The sequence below is a fragment of the Extensimonas soli genome, assembly GCF_029211265.1.
Taxonomy (GTDB): domain Bacteria; phylum Pseudomonadota; class Gammaproteobacteria; order Burkholderiales; family Burkholderiaceae_C; genus Extensimonas; species Extensimonas soli.
Genome location: NZ_JARGEL010000032.1, coordinates 34917 through 56215 on the forward strand (window position 1 = coordinate 34917; position 21299 = coordinate 56215).

The window sequence follows — 21299 nt, forward strand, 5'->3', positions numbered from 1 at the left end:
ATGTGCGGTGGCGAAATTCAGCGCATGGCCTACTTCGTGCCAAAAATCCTGTCCCCCGCGTCGCCCAGGCCGGGCAGGATGTAGCCGTGCTCGTTGAGCTGGCGGTCTATCGCGGCGGTGTAGATGGGCACGTCGGGGTGCGCCTGGCGCAGCGTGGCGATGCCTTCGGGGGCGGCCAGCAGGCACAGGAACTTGATCGAGCGCGGCTGCAGCTGCTTGAGCCGCGTGATGGCCGCCACCGCCGAGTGGCCCGTGGCCAGCATGGGGTCGACGACGATCACGTCGCGCTCGTTCATGCCGGTGGGCATCTTGAAGTAATACTCCACGGCTTCGAGCGTGGCCGGGTCGCGGTACAGGCCGATGTGGCCCACGCGGGCGTTGGGCACCACGCGCAGCAGGCCATCGAGCATGCCGTTGCCCGCGCGCAGGATGGAGGCAAAGACCAGCTTCTTGCCGTCGATGATGGGCGCCATGGTTTTTTCGAGCGGGGTCTCGACCTCCACGAGCTGCGTGGGTACATCGCGCGTGATCTCGTAGGCCATGAGCATGGCGAGCTCGCCCAGCAAGGTGCGAAACGACGTGCTGCTGGCTTCCTTGTTGCGCATCAGCGTGAGCTTGTGCTGCACGAGCGGGTGGGTGACGACGTGGACTTGGGGCTCGGTCATGGCAGGAATGGGGCAGGTGGAGGAGCGCAGGATTTTGAATCAAAAACGCCAATGTGACTTATGCAGCAAGCACTGGAAGCTATGGTTTTGATAATCCATGGTGTCGGGCAGTGGCCTGCCGCGTCAGCGCCGCTTGCCGCCCACGAGCGTGCCCATCACGCCGCGCAGCAGCTCGCGGCCCAGTGCCGAGCCCATGGTGCGCACGGCGGACTTGGCCAGCGTCTGTGCCAGGCCGTCGCGCTGGCCGCCGCGCGGGCCGGTGCTGCCGAACAGCACCTCGCCCAGGCCGCCGAGCACGCTGGACATGGCGCTCGCGCCGCTGCCGGCATCGGTTGCGCCGGCTTCGAGACCGCCGGGGGCTGCGCCGCCGGGAGCGGATGCGCCGGATGTGCCCGGCGCTGCGGAAGCCCCGGACGCCGATACAGCGCGGCCCTGGAGCTTTTCGTAGGCCGATGCGCGATCCACGGTTTTTTCATAGACGCCTGCGACCAGCGATTGCGCGCGCAGCGCCGCGCGCTGCTGCGGCGTGATCGGGCCGATCTGGCTGCCCGGCGGCAGCACGAAGGCGCGTTCGGTCACGCCGGGGCGGCCTTGCGCGTCGAGCAGGCTCACGAGCGCCTCGCCCACGGCGAGCTCGGTGATCGCACGTTCTATGTCCAGCCCCGGGTTGGGGCGCATGGTGCTGGCTGCGGCCTGCACGGCCTTCTGGTCGCGCGGGGTGAAGGCGCGCAGCGCGTGCTGCACGCGGTTGCCCAGCTGCGCGAGCACGCTGTCGGGGATGTCGAGTGGGTTTTGCGTGACGAAATACACGCCCACGCCCTTGGAGCGCACCAGGCGTACGACCAGCTCGATGCGTTCGAGCAGCACCTTGGGCGCTTGGTCGAAAAGCAAATGCGCCTCGTCGAAGAAGAACACGAGCTTGGGCTTTTCGGGGTCGCCGATTTCGGGCAGCTGCTCGAACAACTCCGACAGCAGCCACAGCAGAAAGCTCGCATACAGGCGCGGCGCGTGCATGAGCTGGTCGGCCGCCAGGATGTTGACCACGCCACGGCCAGCCACGGTTTGCAGCAGGTCGGCAATGTCGAGCATGGGCTCGCCGAAGAACTGGTCGCCGCCTTGCTGCTCGATCTGTAGCAGACCGCGCTGGATTGCGCCCACGCTCGCGGCGCTGATGTTGCCGTAGCTGGTAGTGAGCGTGCGCGCGTTGTCGGCGGCGTACTGCAGCACGGCGCGCAGGTCTTTGAGGTCAAGCAGCAGCAGGCCGTTGTCGTCCGCGAGCTTGAACACCAGGTTCAGCACGCCCATTTGCGTGTCATTCAAGTCCAGCATGCGCCCCAGCAGCAGCGGCCCCAGGTCGGAAATGGTGGCGCGCACAGGGTGGCCTTGGACGCCGAACACGTCCCACAGCGTCACGGGGCAGGCTTGCGGTGTCGGCGCAGGCAGGCCGCGCTCGGCGAGCGTGGCGGCGAGCTTGTCGCCCATGCTGCCCGGCTGGCTGATGCCGCTGAGGTCGCCCTTGACGTCGGTGAGGAACACCGGCACGCCGATGCGCGAAAAATTTTCCGCAAAGGTCTGCAGCGTTACCGTCTTGCCTGTGCCCGTGGCGCCGGTGATGAGGCCGTGGCGGTTGGCCATCTGCGGCAGCAGCTCGCAGCGGGTGTGGGCATTGCGCGCGATCAACAGAGGTTCAGTCATGGCGTATGGCGATTGAAGAGGTTGAAGGGGCGTTGAAGGGCAAAAGTAAAATCCGGCAAGATTAAAACAGGATCAAAAGGACATCCCATGGCAGGACACAGCAAATGGGCGAACATCCAGCACCGCAAGGGGCGGCAGGATGAAAAGCGCGGGCGCATCTGGACGCGCATCATCCGCGAGATCACCGTGGCCGCGCGCGCCGGCGGGGGCGACTTGGCGGCCAATCCGCGCCTGCGCCTGGCGGTGGACAAGGCCAGGGCGGCAAACATGCCTTCGGACCGCGTCAAATACAACATCGACAAGGCCACGGGCAACGCCGAGGGTGTGAACTACGAGGAAATCCGCTACGAGGGCTATGGCATTGGCGGCGCGGCCGTGATCGTGGACACCATGACGGACAACCGCGTGCGCACCGTGGCCGAGGTGCGCCACGCCTTCAGCAAATACGGCGGCAACCTGGGCACCGAAGGCTCGGTGGCGTTCCAGTTCAAGCACTGCGGGCAGCTCATCTTCCCGCCCGGCACGAGCGAGGACAAGGTCATGGAAGTAGCGCTCGAAGCCGGCGCCGAAGACGTCATCAGCGACGAGGAGGGCACCATCGAAGTGCTCACCGCGCCCGCCGACTTCGAGGCCGTGAAGGCCGCGCTCGAAGCCCCCGGGCTCACGCCCGAAGTGGCCGAGGTCACCATGCGCCCCGAAAACACCGTGGAGCTCTCGGGCGACGACGCCGCGCGCATGCAAAAGCTCCTCGACGCGCTCGAAGACCTCGACGACGTGCAGGCGGTCTATCACAACGCGGCGCTTTAACCATGGACATTCTCGTCATCGGCGGCGGTGGCCGCGAGCACGCACTGGCCTGGAAGCTGCGCCAGTCGCCCAAGGCCGGCAAGATCTACGTCGCGCCGGGCAACGGCGGCACGGCGCTGGCTGGCCAGTTCGAAAACCTGCCCATCACCGACGTGCAGGCGCTGCGCGCCTGGGCGCAGGAGCACAAAATCGGCCTCACCGTGGTCGGCCCCGAGGCACCGCTCGCGGCGGGCGTGGTCGATGAATTTCGCGCGCATGGCTTGCGCATCTTCGGCCCCACGCGCGCTGCGGCGCAGCTCGAGAGCTCCAAGGCTTTTTCCAAAGCCTTCATGCGCCGCCACGGCATCCCCACGGCCGACTACGACACCTTCACCGAGCCTGCACCTGCGCACGCCTTCATCGAACGGCTCGGCGCGCCCATCGTCGTCAAGGCCGATGGCCTGGCGGCGGGCAAGGGCGTGGTCGTGGCGCAGACGCTTGCCGAGGCGCACGCCGCGGTCGATTACATGCTGATCGACAACAAATACGGCGTGCAGCACAACGCGGACGCCGAGGGCAAAGCGCAGCCGCGCGTGGTGATCGAAGAATTTTTGCCCGGCGAGGAGGCGAGCTTCATCGTGCTGTGCGATGGCAAAAACGTGCTTGCGCTTGCCACCAGCCAGGACCACAAACGCCTGCTCGACGGCGACCAGGGACCCAACACCGGCGGCATGGGCGCGTATTCGCCGGCGCCGGTCGTCACCGCCGACGTGCACGCGCGCGCGATGCGCGAAATCATCCTGCCCACCGTGCGCGGCATGGCCAAGGACGGCATCCCTTACACGGGCTTTCTGTACGCCGGTTTGATGATCGACGCGCAGGGTCGGCCCAAGACGCTCGAATTCAACTGCCGCATGGGCGACCCCGAAACGCAGCCCATCATGATGCGCCTCAAAAGCGACCTGGTCGACGTGCTCGGCGCCGCCATCGACGGCAAGCTCGACCAGATCGAGCTGCAGTGGGACCGGCGCACGGCGCTGGGCGTGGTCATGGCCGCGCACGGCTACCCCGAGCAGCCGCGCAAGGGCGACGCGATCACCAGCCTGCCGCCCGATGCCGCGCTGGACGACGACGCCATGGTGTTCCATGCGGGCACCGAATTGGTGGACGGCGTGCTGCGCACCAGCGGCGGGCGCGTGCTGTGCGTCACCGCGCTTGGCGACAGCCTGCGCCTGGCCCAGCAGCGCGCCTACGAGATCGTGCAGCGCATCCACTTCGACGGCGCGCAGTACCGGCGCGACATCGGCCACCGGGCGCTGAAATGAGCGCGCAGCAAACGGCTGCGCAGGCCCTCTCCATCGCCCAGGCCGACCAAGTCCCCCAGGTGCGCGCCTATCTGCTGGGCTTGCAGGCGCGCATCATGGACGCGCTCGATGCTATCGAAGCAGAAGCTGCTTGCGCAGGACAGACGGGCGCCAAGAGCCTTATCGATCCTTGGAGCAAAGCGCCCGGCGAGCTGCTCCAGGGCGACGGCATCACGCGCATCATCGAAGGCGGGCAGGTGTTCGAGCGCGCGGGTTGCGGGTTTTCGCATGTGCGCGGGCCGCGCCTGCCGCCCTCGGCCACGCAGCACCGGCCCGAGCTCGCGGGCGCGCCGTTCGAGGCCATGGGCGTGTCGCTGGTGTTCCACCCGCGCAACCCCTACGTGCCCACGGTGCACATGAACGTGCGCATGATCGCCGCCCGTCCACCCGACCAAGGCCCCGGCGCGCCCGCGCACTGCTGGTTCGGCGGCGGCATGGACTTGACGCCGTACTACGGCTTTCTCGAAGACGTCCAGCATTTCCACCGCTGCTGCCGCGACGCGCTGCAGCCCTTTGGTGCCGACAAGTACCCGCGCTTCAAGCAGTGGTGCGACGAATATTTTTACCTGCGCCACCGCGGCGAGCAGCGCGGCGTGGGTGGTATTTTTTTCGACGACTTTGCCGAGCTCGGCTTTGCGCAAAGCCTGGCCCTGCTGCAGTCCGTGGGCGATGCGTTCCTGGGCGCCTACCTGCCCATCGTGCAGCGCCGCCGCCACACGCCCTGGGGCGAGCGCGAGCGCGCGTTCCAGCTCTACCGGCGCGGGCGCTACGTCGAATTCAATCTCGTGTGGGACCGCGGCACGCACTTCGGCCTGCAGTCGGGCGGGCGCACCGAGTCCATCCTGCTCTCGATGCCGCCGCTCGTGGCCTGGTCGTACCAACGTGAAGACGGCCCCGACACGCCCGAAGCGGCGCTCGTGCGCGACTTTTTGCAGCGGCGCGACTGGCTTGCCGAAGCGGGCGCCGCTGGCAGTACGGCGATGCTCAAAAAATGAGAGCTGCTCGCGCTTGCTGCACCTGCACAAAAGGCCAAAAACACATGAAATTTCCGAGCCGCCACCGTGGCGCCCGCACGTCGATGTAGGGAACTCGCCTATGGCTGGCATGCGGCTTGCGGCTTAATATTTCGTCCATTTCCTTTGCCCACACCCTTCTGATGAGCACCAATACCCTTTCGGAATCTGCCGCCAAAAAGAACATCACCAAGCTCCAGCGCGCCATCGTCGATGGCCTGGAGGATGTCAAGGCGCAGGACATACAAGTCTTCAACACGGCGGAACTCTCGCCGCTGTTCGAGCGCGTGATCGTGGCCTCGGGCACCTCGAACCGCCAGACCAAGGCGCTGGCCGCGAGCGTGCGCGACGCGGTGCGCGCGGCGGGCTTCGACAAGCCGCGCGTCGAGGGCGAGGACAACGGCGAGTGGATCATCGTCGATTGCGGCGCTGCCGTGGCGCACATCATGCAGCCCGCGATCCGCCAGTATTACCGGCTCGAAGACCTCTGGGGCGAGACGCCCGTGCGCCTGAAGCTCGGTGCCACCAAGCCCGTCAAACCCGCAAAGTCCGCCAAGGCCGCAAAGAAAACCGCCAAGCCTGCCCAGGCCGCAGCGCCCGAGGATGAAACTGCGGCAAAGAAGCCGGCCAAGCGCAGCAAGGCAGCCGTCGAGGAGGCTGGCACTGCTGTCCCGGCCGTGAAAAAATCTACGGCCAAAGAGCCTGTAGCCAAGAAAGCGTCAGCGCGGACAGCTACCAAAACCGCAGTCAAATCGGCAGCCCAAGCCGCCCCGAAAACGGCTGCAAAGACGGCCGCAAAAACAGCCGTGAAGAAGGCTGCGCAAAAGCTCGCCAAGGCGCCGGCCAAAACCCCGCGCAAAACTTCCGCCAAGGCACCCGTGCAGACCATCGTCGTTGCGCCGCCCGCGCGCAAGAAGGCGGCCGCAAAAACGGCGGCCAAAAAAGCCCCAGCTTCCCGCTGAGCTGACGCACGCAGGCCATGAAGCTGCTGATCGTGGCCGTGGGCCAGCGGGTGCCCGACTGGGCGCAGACGGCTTACGAGGACTATGCCAAGCGCTTTCCGCCCGAGCTCAAGGTCGAGCTCAAGACCGTCAAGACCGAGCCGCGCGGCAGCAAAAGCCTGCAAACTCTGCAAGCCGCCGAGCGCGCACGCATCGAAGCCGCGCTGCCGCGTAGTGCGCATGTGGTGGTGCTCGACGAGCGCGGCGCGCGCCTCACCACGCCGGCGCTGGCCGAGCGGCTGCGCAGCTGGCAGCAAGCGGGCGACGACGTGGCGCTCTTGATCGGCGGGCCCGACGGGCTGGACCCGGCACTGCGCGCCGCGGCGCACGAGAGCCTGCGGCTGTCCGACCTGACGCTGCCGCACGCTTTGGTGCGCGTGCTGTTGATCGAGCAGCTCTATCGCGCCTGGTCCATCAACGCGGGCCATCCGTACCACCGGGCCTGACGTGCTCGGGCATGATGGGGGTGGCCGCGCCACCGCAGATTGCTATGGAGTTTGTATCTGCTCGCGCTGGCAGCGCAAGCGCAAATGGCATATTTCTTTCATAATTTGGCAGCCATGTCCGCCTTCATCTACCTTGCCTCGCAAAGCCCGCGCCGCAGCCAGTTGCTCAGCCAGATCGGCGTGCGCCATGCACTGCTGCTGCCCCAAACCGCGGGCGCTGACGACACCGTCGGGCAGGTGGCTGATGACCTCGTCGAAGACGCCGAAGCGCTCGAAGCCGTGCGTCCCGGCGAGGCGCCCGCCCGCTACGTGCAGCGCGTGACGGCGCTCAAGCTCGACGCCGCCGTGGCGCGGCATGCGCGCCGCGGCCTGCCCGCAGCGCCGATTCTGTGCGCCGACACCACTGTCGCGCTCGGGCGCAGCATCTTTGGCAAGCCCGCCGACGCAGCCGAGGCCGCGCGCATGCTCGCCGCGCTCTCGGGCAGGGTGCACCGCGTGCTCACGGCCGTGGCGCTGCAGGCCGGGCCCCGGCGCCTTGCGGCGCTGTCGGTCTCGCGCGTGCGTTTTGCCGCCATGACGCCGGCGCAGATCACCGCCTACGTGGCCAGCGGCGAACCGCTGGGCAAGGCCGGGGCCTATGGCATCCAGGGGTCCATCGCCCAATACGTGGAGAACCTGAACGGCAGCTACAGCGGCATCATGGGGCTGCCGCTGTATGAGACGGCGCGGTTGCTGCGCGCCGTGGGCGTGCTGCGCGACCACTGATCACTGGTAGTTCGCAAGCCGTTCGACGTCAGGGATGTGGATCTCGCGCTTGTCGATGCGGATCAGCCCGGCGGCTTCCAGTTCGTGCAGCACGCGCGAGAAATACTCGGGCGTGATCGACAGGAGCGAGGCGATGGTGGCCTTGCTCACCGGCAACGACACCTGCAGCGCCACGGCCTCTTTGCGCGCGGTGAGGCACGGCGCCGCACGGCCGGCGCTGGCGAGGGCCAGCGCTGCGGCGTCTTCGGCATTCTCTGGCAGCGAGCGCAGCAGGTAGCCGATCACGCGCTGCATGCCGTTGTGCAGTGCATAGGTCTGCACGTCGTGCACCAGGCCGTGCAGGCGGCGCGAGATGCCCGCCAGCATGCGCATGGCAAAGCGCGGGTCGCTCTCGATCTCCTGCACCACGGCGGCCTTGCCCACGCTCAGCAGCAAGGTGTCGGCCAGGGCCTGGGCGTTGATGATTTAGGGCTTGTCGGTGAACATCAGCGCCTCGGCGAAGCTCATGCCGGGGCCCACGAGCTCTATGACCTTCTCCTGCCCGGCGGAAGAGATGGCGAACAGCTTGACCTGCCCCATGACGGTGACGTGGAACTCCTTGCAGGGGGTGCCCACGCGAAACACGTCATCGCCGCGTGCATAGCGCCGCAGGCGACAGCCCGCAGCCAGTCGCTGCAGTTCGGCAGGGGTCATTTCCTGGAACAAGGGCAGGGCCGCAAGATAGCGCGGGATGTCGAATTGCTGGATGTCCATGGACTGGCTTGGGTGGGTACTTAAAGTGGAATTATGAATGACTCTTTGATTTCTGCAGAAATTCTGTATCCCGCATGTAGCAATCGCATGACATCCCCACGGGCGCGTGCCCGTTTGCCGTGGCGCTGTCTGCTGCAAGCGCTGGAGCAGGGAAGTGCCGCGTCAGCGTGTCAGCGTGTCAGCGCAGCATAAGCAGCGGCCAGGCGGCGCACCAGGTCTTGCGGGCGGTGTACCAGTGCGTAGCCGGCAGAGCCGAACAGGTAGGGCAGGTAGTCGTGTGCCTGCGCGTCTATGGTGACGCAAAACGGCGTCAGCCCGGCCGTGCGCGCGGCGTGCACGGCGTGGCGCGTGTCTTCGAGGCCATAGCGGCCTTCGTACTGGTCCAGGTCGTTGGGCTTGCCGTCGGTCAGCAGCAGCAGGCGTAGGCGCTCGGGGCGCGCGGCCAGCTGCACTGTGGCGTGGCGGATGGCCGCGCCCATGCGGGTGTAGTAGCCGGGTTTGATGGCCCCGACGCGGTCGCGCGTGCGCGCGTTCCAGGCCTCGTCAAAGCTTTTGAGCTGGTGGATGCGCACGTTCTGCCGCCGCACTGACGAGAAGCCCAGCATCTCGAACGGGTCGCCGCTGGCAGACAGCGCCTCGCCGAACACGTACAGCGCGTCGCGGATCACGTCGATCACGCGCGCGTTTTGCGTGGCGTAGGCGTCGGTGGAAAGCGACAGGTCGGCCAGCAGCAGCGTCGCCAGGCTGCGCTCGCTGCGCACGCGCCGGCTGAACACCGCCGGCGTTGCGCTGTGCGGCGCGGCCGCAGCGTCGACGCGGTGCCGCACCCAAGCGTCAAGGTCCAGCTCTTCGCCCTCGGGCTGGGCGTGCAGGTGCCCCATGCCGCCGCGCAGCACCTCCATGCGCCGGCGCACGCGCCGGGCCGTCACGCGCAGCGCGGGCGGGGGGCAAAAGGGTGCCGGATCGACGGGCACCAGAGTCTGCAGCGCGCAGTGCTCGGCGATCAGCTGGCCGCGCCGCCAGTCCCATTCGGGCAGGCGGATGCCGGGGCCCAGTGGCCGGTCATCGGCCGCGGCGCTGGGCAGGTCCAGGTCGAACTTCACGCGCGAAGCGGTGGTCTGGCCGTCGGGCGCGATGGCGAGCAGGTCCATGTCGTTTGCCGCGGCCAGGGCGTTGCCGTCGTCGTCATCGTCGCTCGCGCGGTTGACCTTGACGAATTCGCCCCACGAGAAGATGGATTCAGCACGGAAAAACATCAGCAAGGGCGCCTTGTCGCGTTCGTCGGCCACGGCCTGGGCGCGGCGGCGGCGCGGGTCTTGCTTGCTGGCGGGGCGCTCGGCGTGGGCCCCTGCGGGGTCGGGTCTGCACGCCGCTGGTGCCACCGTGGCGGCGGCGGTGTCCAGCCAGAGCCAGACCGGCGCCACTTCTTCGGGGCGCACGTCGGCGGCGGTGTCGCTTTCTCGGTCCTTCAGCGCACGCCGCACCATGTGTTCGGCCTCGGCCGCGCGGCCGCGCAGGCCCGAGGGATCAGGGCGCAGCGCGCATTCCGCGGCCAGCAGCTGCCGGTAGCGCCCGGCCAGGCCCGGAAAGGTGGCCAGCGCGCGCTGCGTGGCGCGCCGGTTGTCGGCGATCCAGTCGCCCGTGGGCGCGATGTGCGCGGCCAGCGCCGCCAGCCAGAGGTAGAGCGCGCGGTTCAGCGCGGCGTCCGCATGCACCGCGATGCGCGGCGGCAGCGACAGCACCTCGGGTTCGAGCCGACCGGTGGCCGCGTGCGTGCCGGTGCCCGCCACGCGCTCGAGCCAGTGGCGCGCGCCGCCCACCTTGCGCGCGCCAGCCGGCGCCACGCGCACGGCGGCGGCGCCGCCCGCCGCGCGGAACATCAGCGTGATGCTGCGCTGCACCTCGCCCAGTTCCACCGCGGCGTTTTCGTGTTGCCGTTGCGCGGCGCGGCGGATGAAGCGGTCCCACTGTTTGCCTACCCACTCTTCCATCTCAGGACTCTCCTTCGCGCAGGGCGGCGGCCTCTTTTTCGGCCTTGCGCTGGCGCAGCGTTTCGCGCACGGCGTCTGCGCCTATCTTCCATTCGAGCAGGGGCTCGTGTCCCTGATTGCTGCAAGTTTGCGAGCACGCATCGAGGCACTGGCCGCATTGCACGCAGGAAAACATCATGCGTTTGATGTTGCGCGGGTGCAGCCGCATGGGGCAGCCGTTGTCGCAGGCCGACCCTTGCGGAAATGCCGCGGTGCTGCAGCTGCGGCAGGCGCGCGCATGGTCGCGGTCGAACGCGACCACCATGCCCTTGGGGTTGGCCATCCAGGCCAGACTCTGAAACAGGCCGACCGCGCAACCGAAGCGGCAAAACAGATGGCGCGCAAAGGCGAACTCGAGCGTGAACACCACCGTGGCGGCGACCAGAAAGCGCGTGGGGTTGGGCGCCAGCTTGCCCGTGCGCAAACCACTCCAGACCTCGGACGGCGGCAGCAGGTAGGAAAGCAGCGTGACGGCCCAGAGAAAGCCAAACACCAGGCACAGGCCGAAGAACACCGGCCACCAGCGTGCCGCGGGCTGCACGCCCGCGCGCGGGGTGCGGTGCTTGTCCCACAGGCTGAGCTTGCCGCAGGCGCGCTGCAGCGTGGCGTTGAGCGTTTCCACCAGCGTGAAGTGCGGGCACAGCCAGCCACAGTAAAGGCGCCCGTAGCGCCAGGCCACGGCGAGAAAGGCGGCGACCAGCGCGATCACCGGCACGAAGGCGCGCAGCACAATCTGCACTGCCGCCTGGTTGGCGCTGATCTGACCGGCCTTGAAGGCGTCGATACCCAGGCTCCAGCGCTGGCCGAGGAACCACAGCTGCGTCTCGTGCACGTCAAAGCGCAGCAGGTTCAGCGCAGGGGCCAGCAGAAACAGGGCGAAGAAGCCCAGCTGGAACAAAAGGCGGCGGCGTTGCAGCGCTGGCATGAGGAGGAGGGCAGTGCTGCCGCCGCGGGGAAGTGTCAAGCAGCGTTGCCCAGCACCGCCTGCACCACGTCGTCGAGCGCGGCGGCGGTCTCCAGGTCGTCGGTCAGCGCGTCCACGATGGCCGCGCGGCAGGCCGCGTACAGCGGCAGGCCGCTGGCCACGAGCCGGCCCGCCATTACGAGCAGGCGCGTGCTTGCGGTCTCTTCGAGGTCGTGGTCGGTCAGGCGGCGCAGCGACTGGGCCAGCTGGACCAGCTGCGCTGCCGCGGCGGGATCGACACCCGCCTCGGCCGCGACGATGCGGCGCTCCACCTCGGGCGCCGGGTAGTCGAAACTCAGCGCAATGAAGCGCTGGCGCGTGCTGGGCTTGAGGCTTTTGAGCAGGTTCTGGTAGCCGGGGTTGTAGCTGACCACCAGCATGAAGCCCGGTGGCGCAGCCAGCTGCTCGCCGGTGCGCTCTATGGGCAGCACGCGGCGGTCGTCGGCCAGTGGGTGCAGCACCACGGTGGTGTCCTTGCGCGCCTCGACCACCTCGTCGAGGTAGCAGATCGCGCCGCTGCGCACCGCGCGCGCCAGCGGCCCGTCGGCCCACACCGTGCCCTGCGCACTGATCAGGTGCCGGCCGACCAGGTCGGCCGCGCTCAGGTCGTCGTGGCAGCTCACGGTGATGAGCGGGCGGCCCAGGCGCGCAGCCATGTGCTCGACGAAGCGCGTCTTGCCGCAACCCGTGGGCCCCTTGATCAGCACCGGCAGGCGCTGGCGGAAGGCATGCTCGAAGAGCGCAACCTCGCCCGCCTGCTCGACATAAAACGGCGCGTCCATGAGGTGCGGCTGTTCACTGTGATCCATGGCAGATTCCTTGCTGCATCGGATGCTGCAGGTGCATCGGGCGCATCAGGCACGTTGCGCTGGGCGCGCACCGAGCATGCTGCCGCCACTGCCGGCGGCGTTGTCCACGCGCACCGGCTCGCCGCCGATGAAGAAGCTGGCAAAGTAGAGCAGCTGACCGAGCAGGAAGGTCACGCCGCCGCCGATGCGGATCCAGTAGAAAAAGGCGAGCTGGTCCTGCGTGTTCATGAAGCTCATCGCGCCCTGGGTGGGAATGCGCTGCAGCCAGACCTGCAGGATGCCGGCGCCGGTCAGGGCCAGCACCATCACGGCCATGCCTATGGTCATGATCCAGAAGCTCCACATTTCGGCAGACTGCGCCTTCTGGCTGTTGGCGATGCGGCCGCGCAGCGTGGGCATGGCGTAGCTGATCAGCGTGATCACGACGAGCACATAGGCGCCATAGAAGGCCAGATGGCCGTGGGCCGCGGTGATCTGCGAGCCGTGCGTGTAGTAGTTGACGGCACTGAGCGTGTGGATGAAGCCCCAGAGTCCGGCGCCCAGAAAGCCCAGCACCGAGGTGCCCACGGCCCACAGCACGGCGGCCTGGTTCGGGTGCTCACGGCGGCGGCGCTGCACCATGTTGAAGGCGAACACCGTCATCATGAAGAACGGAATCGGTTCCATGGCCGAGAAGATCGAGCCGATCCAGTGCCAGTAGCCGGGCAGGCCGATGAAGTAAAAGTGGTGGCCGGTGCCGAGGATGCCCGTCATCAGCGCAAAGGCGATGATCACGTACAGCCACTTGTCGATCACTTCGCGGTCCACGCCGGTGGTCTTGACCAGCACATAGGCCAGCAGCGCACCGAGGATCAGCTCCCACACGCCCTCCACCCACAGGTGGACGACGAACCACCAGTACATCTTGTCGCGCACCAGGTTGTGCGGGTTGACGAAGCTGAACAGGAACATCAGCGCCAGGCCCCACAGGCCCATGAGCAGCACCAGGCTGATAGCCGTCTTGCGACCCTTGAGCACCGTCATGCTGATGTTGAATAGAAAGCCCAAGGCCACCACCACGATGCCCACTTTGGTCGGCAGCGGCTGCTCCAGGAACTCGCGCCCCATGGTCTGCAGCAGCTCGTTGCCCGTGAGCTCGGCAAGCCGGGCGTAGGGCACCGTCAGGTAGCCGACGATGGTCAGCGCCCCCGCCACCAGGAAGACCCAGAACAGCACCTTGGCCAGCAGCGGTGAATGCAGCTCGGTTTCGGCCTCTTCGGGCACCAGGTAGTAGGCCGACCCCATGAAGCCGAACAGCAGCCACACGATCAGCAGGTTGGTGTGCACCATGCGGGCCACGTTGAACGGGATGTAGGGAAAGAACAGGTCGCCGATGACGTACTGCAGGCCCAGCGTGATGCCAAACAAAATCTGCCCGGCAAACAGCGCCATGGCGGCGATGAAATAGGGCTTGGAGACCGACTGGCTCTGGTATTTGAGGGTGGGGATGTTCATGGTGTTGCTCCTGTTGCTCGGATGAGCCTTCGGTCAGCCTTCGATGTTGGGCGGCCACTGTTCGTTGTTGACCTCGCCGGTCCACTTGAGGAACTCGACCAGGTCATCGAGCTGCTGCTCGGTCAGGTTGAATTGCGGCATCTGGCGGCGGTGCGGCGCGCCCGTGGGCTGCGCCTTGATCCAGGCCTTGATGAAGTCGCCCCCGCGGCGCTTGTACACATTGCCCAGCTCGGGCGCGAAATAGGCGCCCTCGCCCAGCAGCGTGTGGCAGCCTATGCAGTTGCGCGTCTCCCAGACTTTTTTGCCCGCGACCACCGCAGGGGTGATCGCCTGCGCGTGCGAGCGCTCGGGAATGCGGCGTTCGCTGTCGAACACGATGGCCGCGAACAGCAGCGCGAAAAACACGCTGCCACCGTAAAACATATTGCGGGCGGTCTGTTTGGTAAACCCGCTTTGCGCTTGGCTCATGGAAGGCCTCCGTCACTGGTTGATGGAACGAATCCTCCTTTTTTGCTCGGGTATCGTCCTTGAACCAGTTCAAGGAACAACGACGACAGGCCCCGCACAGTGGAGGCCATGAACAAGCAAGATGAAGCAGGCGGGCTGCATGCCGCCGTGATGGCTGCGCTGGCCAGCGTGGACGACCCCGAAATGGGGGAAAACCTGGTGGACCTGGGCGTGGTCGGCCGCGTCGAGCTGGACGGCGGCTGCGTGCGCGTGCACCTGATCCCCACGAGTGCGACCTGCCCGATGGCGGACGTGATGCTCGAAGACGCCCTGGCCGCCGTGCAGCGCGCCTGCCCGCCCGGCACCGAGGTGGACGTGCGCATGGACTGGGACACGGAATGGTCGCCCGAGCGCCTGTCGCCCGCGCTGCGCGAGCGCTTCGGATGGTGAGCGCCGCACGCAGCCGCCGCACCGAGCCGCCCCCGCTGCCGCGCTGGGCCGTGGGCGCGGTGGCGCTGATGGCCGTGCTTAACCTGCTGGGTGCCCTGGTCGGCGGCCTGGTGCGCGTGGGTGCGCTGCCGGTGCAGGCGCTCGGACCCACGGGTGCACACGCCACGGGCGCACACGGCGCGCTGATGGTGGCGGGTTTCTTCGGCGCGCTGATCGCGCTCGAACGCGCGGTCGCGCTGCGGCGCGGCCTCTGGGTGCCCGTGCTCGCGGCGCTGGGCGGCTGGCTGGGCTGGGGCGGTGGCCTCTGGGCCGCGGCCAGTACCCTGTGGGTCGCCTCGGCGCTGGGGTTGGTGTGGCTTTACGTCTGGGCCGGAGCGCACCGCGCGTTGTCCCTGCCGCTGGCCGTGGAGGCCTCGGGCACGGTGGCACTGGTGCTTGCAAACGCCGCCTTTGTCGTCTTTGCCGCCGCCCACCCCGACGCAGCGCGCACAGGCTGGGGCGCCTTTCTCGTGCTGACCATCGCAGGCGAGCGGCGCGAACTGACGCGCCTGGTCAAGCTGCCGCCCTGGGCTGCACAGGCCTTTTTGCTGGTCTGGGCCGGTGCGGCAGTGGCGGTGTTGCTGGCGTTGCTCGGGCTGGGCCTGGCGGACACGGTCTGGTGGGTGGCCACGGCGCTGTTGGCCGTCTGGCTGCTGCGCTTCGATGTGGCGACGCGCCAATGGCGCGCACGCGGCTGGGCCGGGCACACGGCGATCTGCCTGCTAGTGGGCTACGGCTGGCTCGCGCTGGCCGCCGCGCTGGGCCTGGCGGGGCAGGCGGTTGCCTGGCACGTGCTCTGGCTGGGCTTTGTGTTGGCCATGGTCTTCGGCCACGCGCCCATCATGCTGCCCGCGCTGGCCGGCTGGCGCCCCGCACCCACGCGCTGGGCGCTGCTGCCGCTGGGCGTGCTCGGCGCAAGCGTGCTGCTGCGGGTGCTGGCCTCGATCGGCGGCTGGCCGGCCGGGCTGGCGCTGGCCGGTGCCGGCCATGCGCTGGCCTTGGTGCTGTTCGGTGTGGTGATGGTGCGCGCGGTGCGGCGCGGGCGGTAGTGCCCGAGTCGTCGGCGTGTTGCAGGCATACTGCGCACGAATCAACGACGCTTCGCACTGACCATGGGTACAGCGCCCGTGGGCGGGGCTGCTTTTGCCATGAAACCCGAAGAAAAAGCGCGCCAACGCATCGACGACAAACTCGTGTCCGCCGGCTGGGTGGTGCAGGACGTGAAGCAGCTCGACTTGTCTGCCGGAGTCGGCGTTGCCGTGCGCGAATACCCCACCGACACCGGCCCGGCGGATTACGTGCTGTTCGTCCACCGCAATGCGGTGGGGGTGATCGAGGCCAAGAAAGACAACGCGGGCGAAAACATCACGGTGGTCGAAAGCCAGACCGCGCGCTACGCCACTGCCAACCTCAAGTGGCGCAAAGACAACACGCCCCTGCGCTTCCTGTTCGAGGCCACGGGCCAGATCATCCGCTTTACCGACAACGCCGACCCGGCGCCGCGTTCGCGCGAAATCTTCCACTTCTTCAGGTCCGAAACGCTGGCAGCCTGGCTCGCGCAGCCCAACACCCTGCGCCGCCGCCTGGCAGAGCACATGCCCGCGCTGCCAGAGCAAAACCTGCGCAGCTGCCAGATCAGCGCCGTCACGGGGCTGGAACAGTCGCTCGCGCAGAACAAGCCCCGTGCCCTCGTGCACATGGCCACCGGTGCGGGCAAAACCTTCACCGCCATCACGGCGGTGTATCGCCTGCTCAAGTTTGGTGGCGCCCGGCGCGTCCTGTTTCTGGTCGATACGCGCAACCTTGGCAAGCAGGCCCAGCAGGAGTTCATGGCCTACACGCCGCCGGACGATGCCCGCAAGTTCACCGAGCTCTACAACGTGCAGCGGCTGGCCTCGCCCAGCATAGACCCGCACGCGCAGGTGTGCATCAGCACCATCCAGCGCATGTATTCCATCCTGAGTGGCGAGCCGATCGACGAGTCGGCCGAAGACGTGTCGCTGAATGAGGTGCAGCAGACCGCCAGGCAGGAAAAGCTCGTCCGCTACAACCCCGCCGTGCCGGTGGAAACCTTCGACTTCATCGTCATCGACGAGTGCCACCGCAGCATCTACAACCTGTGGAAGCAGGTGCTCGACTATTTCGACGCCTTCCTGATAGGCCTTACCGCCACGCCCGACAAACGCACTTTTGGCTTTTTCAACGAAAACATCGTTGCCGAATACACCTATGAGCAATCCGTGGCCGATGGCGTCAACGTCGGCTACGACGTGTACGAAATCGAAACCGAAATCACCCAAAAGGGCGCCGAACTCAAGGCCAAGGAATGGGTGGACCACCGCGAACGCGCCACGCGCAAGAAACGCTGGGCAGAAACTGAGGAAGACACCCCCTACACCGGCAAGGAGCTGGACCGCTCCGTCGTGAACCCGAGCCAGATCCGCCAGGTGATCCAGGCCATGAAAACCGCGGTGGAAACAGAAATCTTCCCCACCCGCACCGAGACGCCCAAGACCCTGATTTTTGCCAAAACCGACAGCCACGCCGACGACATCATCCAGATCGTGCGCGAGGTTTACGGGCAGGGCAACGCCTTTTGCAAAAAGGTCACCTACCGTGCCGAAGAAGACGCCGACAGCATCCTCAGCAGCTTTCGCAACGACTACCACCCGCGCATCGCCGTCACCGTGGACATGATCGCCACCGGCACCGACGTAAAGCCCCTGGAGGTGCTGCTGTTCATGCGCGACGTGCGCAGCAAGGGCTACTACGAGCAGATGAAAGGGCGCGGCGTGCGCAGCCTGGATGGCGACAGCCTGAGGCGCGTCAGCAACAGCGCCGACGGCGCCAAAACCCGCTTCGTGCTCATCGACGCCGTGGGCGTGGAAAAAAGCCTCAAGACCGAAAGCCGTCCGCTGGAAAAGAAACCCGGCGTGCCGCTGAAAGACCTGCTGCAAGGCGTGGCCATGGGCAGCCGCGACGAAGACACCGTGCTCAGCCTGGCCAACCGGCTGGTGCGGCTGGCCAAGCAGCTGGACGCCAAAGCGCAGGCCCGCATCGCCAAAGCCAGTGGCGGCATCCCGGTGGCCGATCTGGGCAAAGCCCTGATCGTTGCACTCGACCCCGACGCCATCGTGCAAGCCGCGCTGGCCACCGCCAGGGCCCAAGGCATCACGCGCAGCGAAGACACCCTGCTGCCCGAAGAAATCGAAGCCGCCCGCGCCGAGCGCGTGGCCGCTGCCTGCGCGCCCTTTGACAAACCGGAACTGCGCGACGAAATCGAAAACGCCCGCCGCGAGCGCGAACAGCTCATCGACCACATCAACCTCGACCAGGTCACGCACAGCGGCTTCTCAGAGCAGGCCCAGGCGCAGGCCCAGGCAGTGACCCAAACTTTTGCCGACTACCTCCGGCAGCACAAGGACGAAATCGCCGCGCTCGACTTCTTTTACCAGCAGCCCTACCAGCGCCGCGCGCTCACCTTCGACATGGTCGAAGACCTGCACCAGCACCTGAGCAAGCCGCCGCTGATGCTCACCACCGAGCGCCTGTGGAGCGCCTACGCCCGCGTGCAGGCCAGCAAGGTCAAAGGCACAGACCGCAAGCGCCAGCTCACCGACCTGGTGTCGCTGGTGCGCTTTGCGCTGGGGCTGGAGGGCGAACTGCGGCCCTTTGCCGACGAAGTGGACAAGCGCTTTCAGGCCCGGATATTCCGCCACAACGCGCAGCGCGGCACCGCCTTCACGCCCGAGCAGACCGAATGGCTGCGCCTCATGAAAGACCACATCGCCAGCAGCTGCAGCATCAGCCGCGAAGATTTTGATTATGCGGAACTGGCCGACAAGGGCGGCCTGCAAAAAGTCTGGGGCCTGTTTGGTAAGGAACTGGATACCTTGATGAATGAAATGAATATGGAGTTGGTGGCGTGAGTGAATTAAATCAACGCTTCCTTGCTGCCCTTGGGGAATTAGCAGATGAGCCTGTAGAGCAGACTGGGCCAACGAGCGATTTCGTTTATGTCGACATCAGCAGTATCGACCGTGAAAGCAAAAAAATCACCGAAGCCAAGCCATTGACGCTGTCGCAGGCTCCGAGTCGAGCCAAGCAGCTTCTTCGCGCCGGTGACGTGCTGGTTTCAATGACGCGTCCCAATCTGAACGCAGTCGCACTCGTCCCCGAGCAGCTTGATGGCGCAATCGGCTCCACAGGCTTTCATGTTCTCCGGTCCCGTTGGCTGCGCCCGGAATTTTTGCTTCGCCTGGTCCAATCACAACGCTTTGTGGACGAAATGTCAGCCCTCGTGCAGGGCGCGCTGTATCCTGCAGTGCGACCGAAGGACATTGCAGCGTTCACCTTCGTCTTCGAAACACCAGCGCAGCAATCCCGCATCGCCGCTAAACTCGAAGAACTGCTGTCCGACCTCGATGCCGGTGTGGCTGAACTCAAGGCTGCGCAGAAAAAACTGGCGCAATACCGCCAGTCGCTGCTCAAAGCCGCAGTGGAAGGCGTGCTTACCGCTGAGTGGCGGGCGAAAAACACGCCATCGGAAACCGGGGCGCAATTGCTGCAGCGCATCCTTACCGAGCGCCGCGCCCGCTGGGAAGCCAGGCAGCTTGCCAGGTTTGCCGAACAAGGCAAAACCCCGCCCAAGGGCTGGCAAAACAAATACCCCGAACCGGTGCAGCCAGATACCATCGGTTTGCCGGAATTGCCGCAGGGGTGGGTGTGGGCGAGCGGGGAGCAAATTTGCGATTTCATTACAAAGGGCACGACACCGCCGAAAGAGCTAGACCCAAGGGGGCAGAAAACAATTCCATTTTTGCGGGTTACGAATCTCACCAATCGTGGCGAGCTTGATCTGTCTGATGAAGTCTTTGTTTCTGTGGAGACGCATCGGGGTTTCCTGGCTCGATCTGCGGTCTATCCTAACGACGTGTTGATGAACATCGTTGGCCCACCTCTTGGGCAGGTTGCTGTAGTGCCACCAACTTTTGCTGAATGGAATATCAATCAGGCGATCGCAATATTCCGTTCGGTTGAGGGCGTACTGCCATCGTTCATTTGTCGCTATTTGCTCTCCCCAGTGGCTCAAAAGTGGCTCAAGTCTCGGTCCAAAACCACGGCAGGGCAGACCAATTTGACGCTGGAGGTATGTCGGAGCTTACCGTTTCCTCTACCGCCCAAAGATGAGCAACAAGAGCTTCTCGGGAGTATTGAAACTGCGATGACTGCTTTATCCAGCCAAGAGCAGACCATAGACCACGCCCTCCAACAATCCGTCGCCCAGCGCCAAAACATCCTGCGCGCCGCGTTCGCCGGCCAACTGGTGCCGCAAGACCTGAACGACGAGCCCGCCGCCGTGCTGCTTGCACGCATCCGCGCCGGGCGGGCGGCGCAAGCGGCCATGAAAACACCGCGCGGGGGCAAGCCGAGGGAGCGTCGTTCATGAACCCCTATGTACCGGATGCCCTACCGCTGACGAACCTTGATCTGGGGCGTTTGCTGCCAAAAATCGGCCCGGCCAATGCGGCCTTGGCGCGTTACGACGGTTTGTTGCAAAGCGTGGTGAACCCGGCCGTGATGCTGTCGCCACTGACTCAGCGCGAAGCGGTGTTGTCGTCAAAAATCGAGGGTACGCAGGCCACGGTGGATGAGGTGTTGGAGTTTGAAGCCGGCATGGATTTCGATGCCGAAAAAACCAAGGATATTCAGGAAGTCGTCAATTACCGCAAAACCCTGACGCTGGCTGCGGCGGTGCTTGACGAGGAGCCCCTCAGTCTTGGCCTGATCAGGCAGATGCATAGTGTGTTGATGGACAGCGTGCGCGGCGCCAACAAGGCGCCCGGCGAATTTCGGCGCGAGCAAAACTGGATTGGCGGCGCTGGCAGCACGATGGAGCAGGCCAGCTTTGTGCCGCCCTCGCCACTGCAATTGCTGGATCATTTGCAGGCCTGGGAAGCCTATGTGGCGGGCGCGGACGTGGACGTGCTGTTGCAGTGCGCGGTCGCGCACGCGCAGTTTGAACTGATTCACCCATTCAAGGACGGCAATGGCCGCATCGGGCGGCTGCTGATTCCGCTGTTTCTGTTTCAAAAACGCGCGTTGGGCAGCCCGATGTTTTACCTGTCGGACTATCTGGAAGGGCACCGCGAGGTGTATTACGCCCGCCTTCAGGCCATCAGCCGCGAGGGCGACTGGACGGGGTGGATTGGGTTTTTTCTGGACGCGGTGGCACAGCAGGCGCTGGCCAACACCGAGAGGGTGCGCGCCATGATGGCGCTTTATGAGGACATGAAGCGCCGCATCGCCGAGCTGACCCGCTCGCAGCACGCCATTGCGGTTCTCGATGCCTTGTTTGATCGACCGATTTTCCAGTCCGGCGACTTTGTGCAGCGCTCGGGCATCCCCAAACAGTCGGCCTTGCCCTTCTTGCGCAGTCTGCGGGAGGCTGGCATTTTGCAGGTGTTGCGCGAGAGCAGCGGTCGCCGTTCTGCGGTATTGGCCTTCCGGGAGCTGCTCAACTGCGCCGAAGGCCGCAAGGTTCTTTGAGTCCGATCGGCTACACACAAACCAAATTG

General features: G+C 66.1%; 18 protein-coding genes and 1 pseudogene. 11 read left to right on the forward strand and 8 right to left on the reverse strand.

Annotated features, from left to right (window positions below):
• Positions 1-29 precede the first annotated feature (29 nt).
• Positions 30-665 (reverse strand): uracil phosphoribosyltransferase, encoded by a 636-nt coding sequence (gene upp / locus PYV55_RS15205; RefSeq protein WP_275852908.1) that lies wholly within the window; start codon positions 663-665, stop codon positions 30-32.
• 123 nt (positions 666-788) lie between these two features.
• Positions 789-2360 carry a helicase HerA-like domain-containing protein gene (locus PYV55_RS15210; protein ID WP_275852910.1) on the reverse strand — a complete coding sequence of 524 codons (1572 nt, stop codon included), beginning with the start codon at positions 2358-2360 and terminating at the stop codon, positions 789-791.
• 87 nt (positions 2361-2447) lie between these two features.
• On the opposite strand from PYV55_RS15210, the gene PYV55_RS15215 reads away from it, so the two are divergent.
• The 6 genes from PYV55_RS15215 (at position 2448) to PYV55_RS15240 (ending at position 7735) form a co-directional block, all read left to right on the forward strand.
• On the forward strand, positions 2448-3167 hold the full coding sequence (locus tag PYV55_RS15215) for a YebC/PmpR family DNA-binding transcriptional regulator (protein ID WP_275852912.1): 720 nt from the start codon (positions 2448-2450) through the stop codon (positions 3165-3167).
• 2 nt (positions 3168-3169) lie between these two features.
• Positions 3170-4471, forward strand: a complete 1302-nt coding sequence (gene purD / locus PYV55_RS15220) for a phosphoribosylamine--glycine ligase (protein ID WP_275852914.1) — start codon at positions 3170-3172, stop codon at positions 4469-4471.
• Positions 4468-5505, forward strand: coding sequence for an oxygen-dependent coproporphyrinogen oxidase (gene hemF / locus PYV55_RS15225; RefSeq protein ID WP_144733337.1), 1038 nt, complete (start codon positions 4468-4470; stop codon positions 5503-5505). The genes purD and hemF overlap by 4 nt, the downstream gene beginning before the upstream one ends.
• Positions 5506-5666: 161 nt before the next feature.
• On the forward strand, positions 5667-6485 hold the full coding sequence (gene rsfS / locus PYV55_RS15230; protein WP_275852917.1) for a ribosome silencing factor: 819 nt from the start codon (positions 5667-5669) through the stop codon (positions 6483-6485).
• A gap of 17 nt (positions 6486-6502) precedes the next feature.
• Positions 6503-6970 (forward strand): 23S rRNA (pseudouridine(1915)-N(3))-methyltransferase RlmH, encoded by a 468-nt coding sequence (gene rlmH, locus PYV55_RS15235; RefSeq protein WP_275852918.1) that lies wholly within the window; start codon positions 6503-6505, stop codon positions 6968-6970.
• A 114-nt stretch (positions 6971-7084) separates the two neighbouring features.
• On the forward strand, positions 7085-7735 hold the full coding sequence (locus PYV55_RS15240) for a Maf family protein (RefSeq protein ID WP_275852920.1): 651 nt from the start codon (positions 7085-7087) through the stop codon (positions 7733-7735).
• Here PYV55_RS15240 and PYV55_RS15245 read toward each other — a convergent pair.
• The 6 genes and pseudogenes from PYV55_RS15245 to PYV55_RS15270 form a co-directional block, all read right to left on the reverse strand.
• Positions 7736-8488: pseudogene (locus PYV55_RS15245) on the reverse strand (Crp/Fnr family transcriptional regulator).
• Between the two features lie 170 nt (positions 8489-8658).
• The gene (locus tag PYV55_RS15250; protein WP_275852922.1) at positions 8659-10479 is read right to left on the reverse strand and encodes a nitric oxide reductase activation protein NorD; all 1821 of its coding nucleotides are present in this window, start codon (positions 10477-10479) and stop codon (positions 8659-8661) included.
• A gap of 1 nt (position 10480) precedes the next feature.
• Complete coding sequence (locus PYV55_RS15255; RefSeq protein WP_275852924.1) at positions 10481-11443, reverse strand: 4Fe-4S binding protein; 963 nt, start codon at positions 11441-11443, stop codon at positions 10481-10483.
• A 35-nt stretch (positions 11444-11478) separates the two neighbouring features.
• Entirely contained in the window at positions 11479-12291 is an 813-nt protein-coding gene (locus PYV55_RS15260; protein ID WP_275852926.1) for a CbbQ/NirQ/NorQ/GpvN family protein, read from the reverse strand.
• 45 nt (positions 12292-12336) lie between these two features.
• Complete coding sequence (locus PYV55_RS15265) at positions 12337-13785, reverse strand: cbb3-type cytochrome c oxidase subunit I (RefSeq protein WP_275852929.1); 1449 nt, start codon at positions 13783-13785, stop codon at positions 12337-12339.
• Positions 13786-13818: 33 nt separating this feature from the next.
• Entirely contained in the window at positions 13819-14253 is a 435-nt protein-coding gene (locus tag PYV55_RS15270; RefSeq protein ID WP_275852932.1) for a c-type cytochrome, read from the reverse strand.
• A gap of 108 nt (positions 14254-14361) precedes the next feature.
• Between PYV55_RS15270 and PYV55_RS15275 the strand changes: the two genes are divergently transcribed.
• The 5 genes from PYV55_RS15275 (at position 14362) to PYV55_RS15295 (ending at position 21270) form a co-directional block, all read left to right on the forward strand.
• Positions 14362-14682, forward strand: coding sequence for a metal-sulfur cluster assembly factor (locus PYV55_RS15275; RefSeq protein ID WP_275852934.1), 321 nt, complete (start codon positions 14362-14364; stop codon positions 14680-14682).
• The gene (locus PYV55_RS15280) at positions 14679-15770 is read left to right on the forward strand and encodes a hypothetical protein (RefSeq protein WP_275852936.1); all 1092 of its coding nucleotides are present in this window, start codon (positions 14679-14681) and stop codon (positions 15768-15770) included. The genes PYV55_RS15275 and PYV55_RS15280 overlap by 4 nt, the downstream gene beginning before the upstream one ends.
• Before the next feature lie 63 nt (positions 15771-15833).
• Entirely contained in the window at positions 15834-18650 is a 2817-nt protein-coding gene (locus tag PYV55_RS15285) for a type I restriction endonuclease subunit R (RefSeq protein WP_275852939.1), read from the forward strand.
• Positions 18647-20170 carry a restriction endonuclease subunit S gene (locus PYV55_RS15290; RefSeq protein ID WP_275852941.1) on the forward strand — a complete coding sequence of 508 codons (1524 nt, stop codon included), beginning with the start codon at positions 18647-18649 and terminating at the stop codon, positions 20168-20170. Before PYV55_RS15285 ends, PYV55_RS15290 begins: the two co-directional genes overlap by 4 nt.
• Positions 20167-21270: a Fic family protein gene (locus PYV55_RS15295; protein ID WP_275852943.1), complete on the forward strand. Its 1104-nt coding sequence runs from the start codon at positions 20167-20169 to the stop codon at positions 21268-21270. The genes PYV55_RS15290 and PYV55_RS15295 overlap by 4 nt, the downstream gene beginning before the upstream one ends.
• Positions 21271-21299 lie beyond the last annotated feature (29 nt).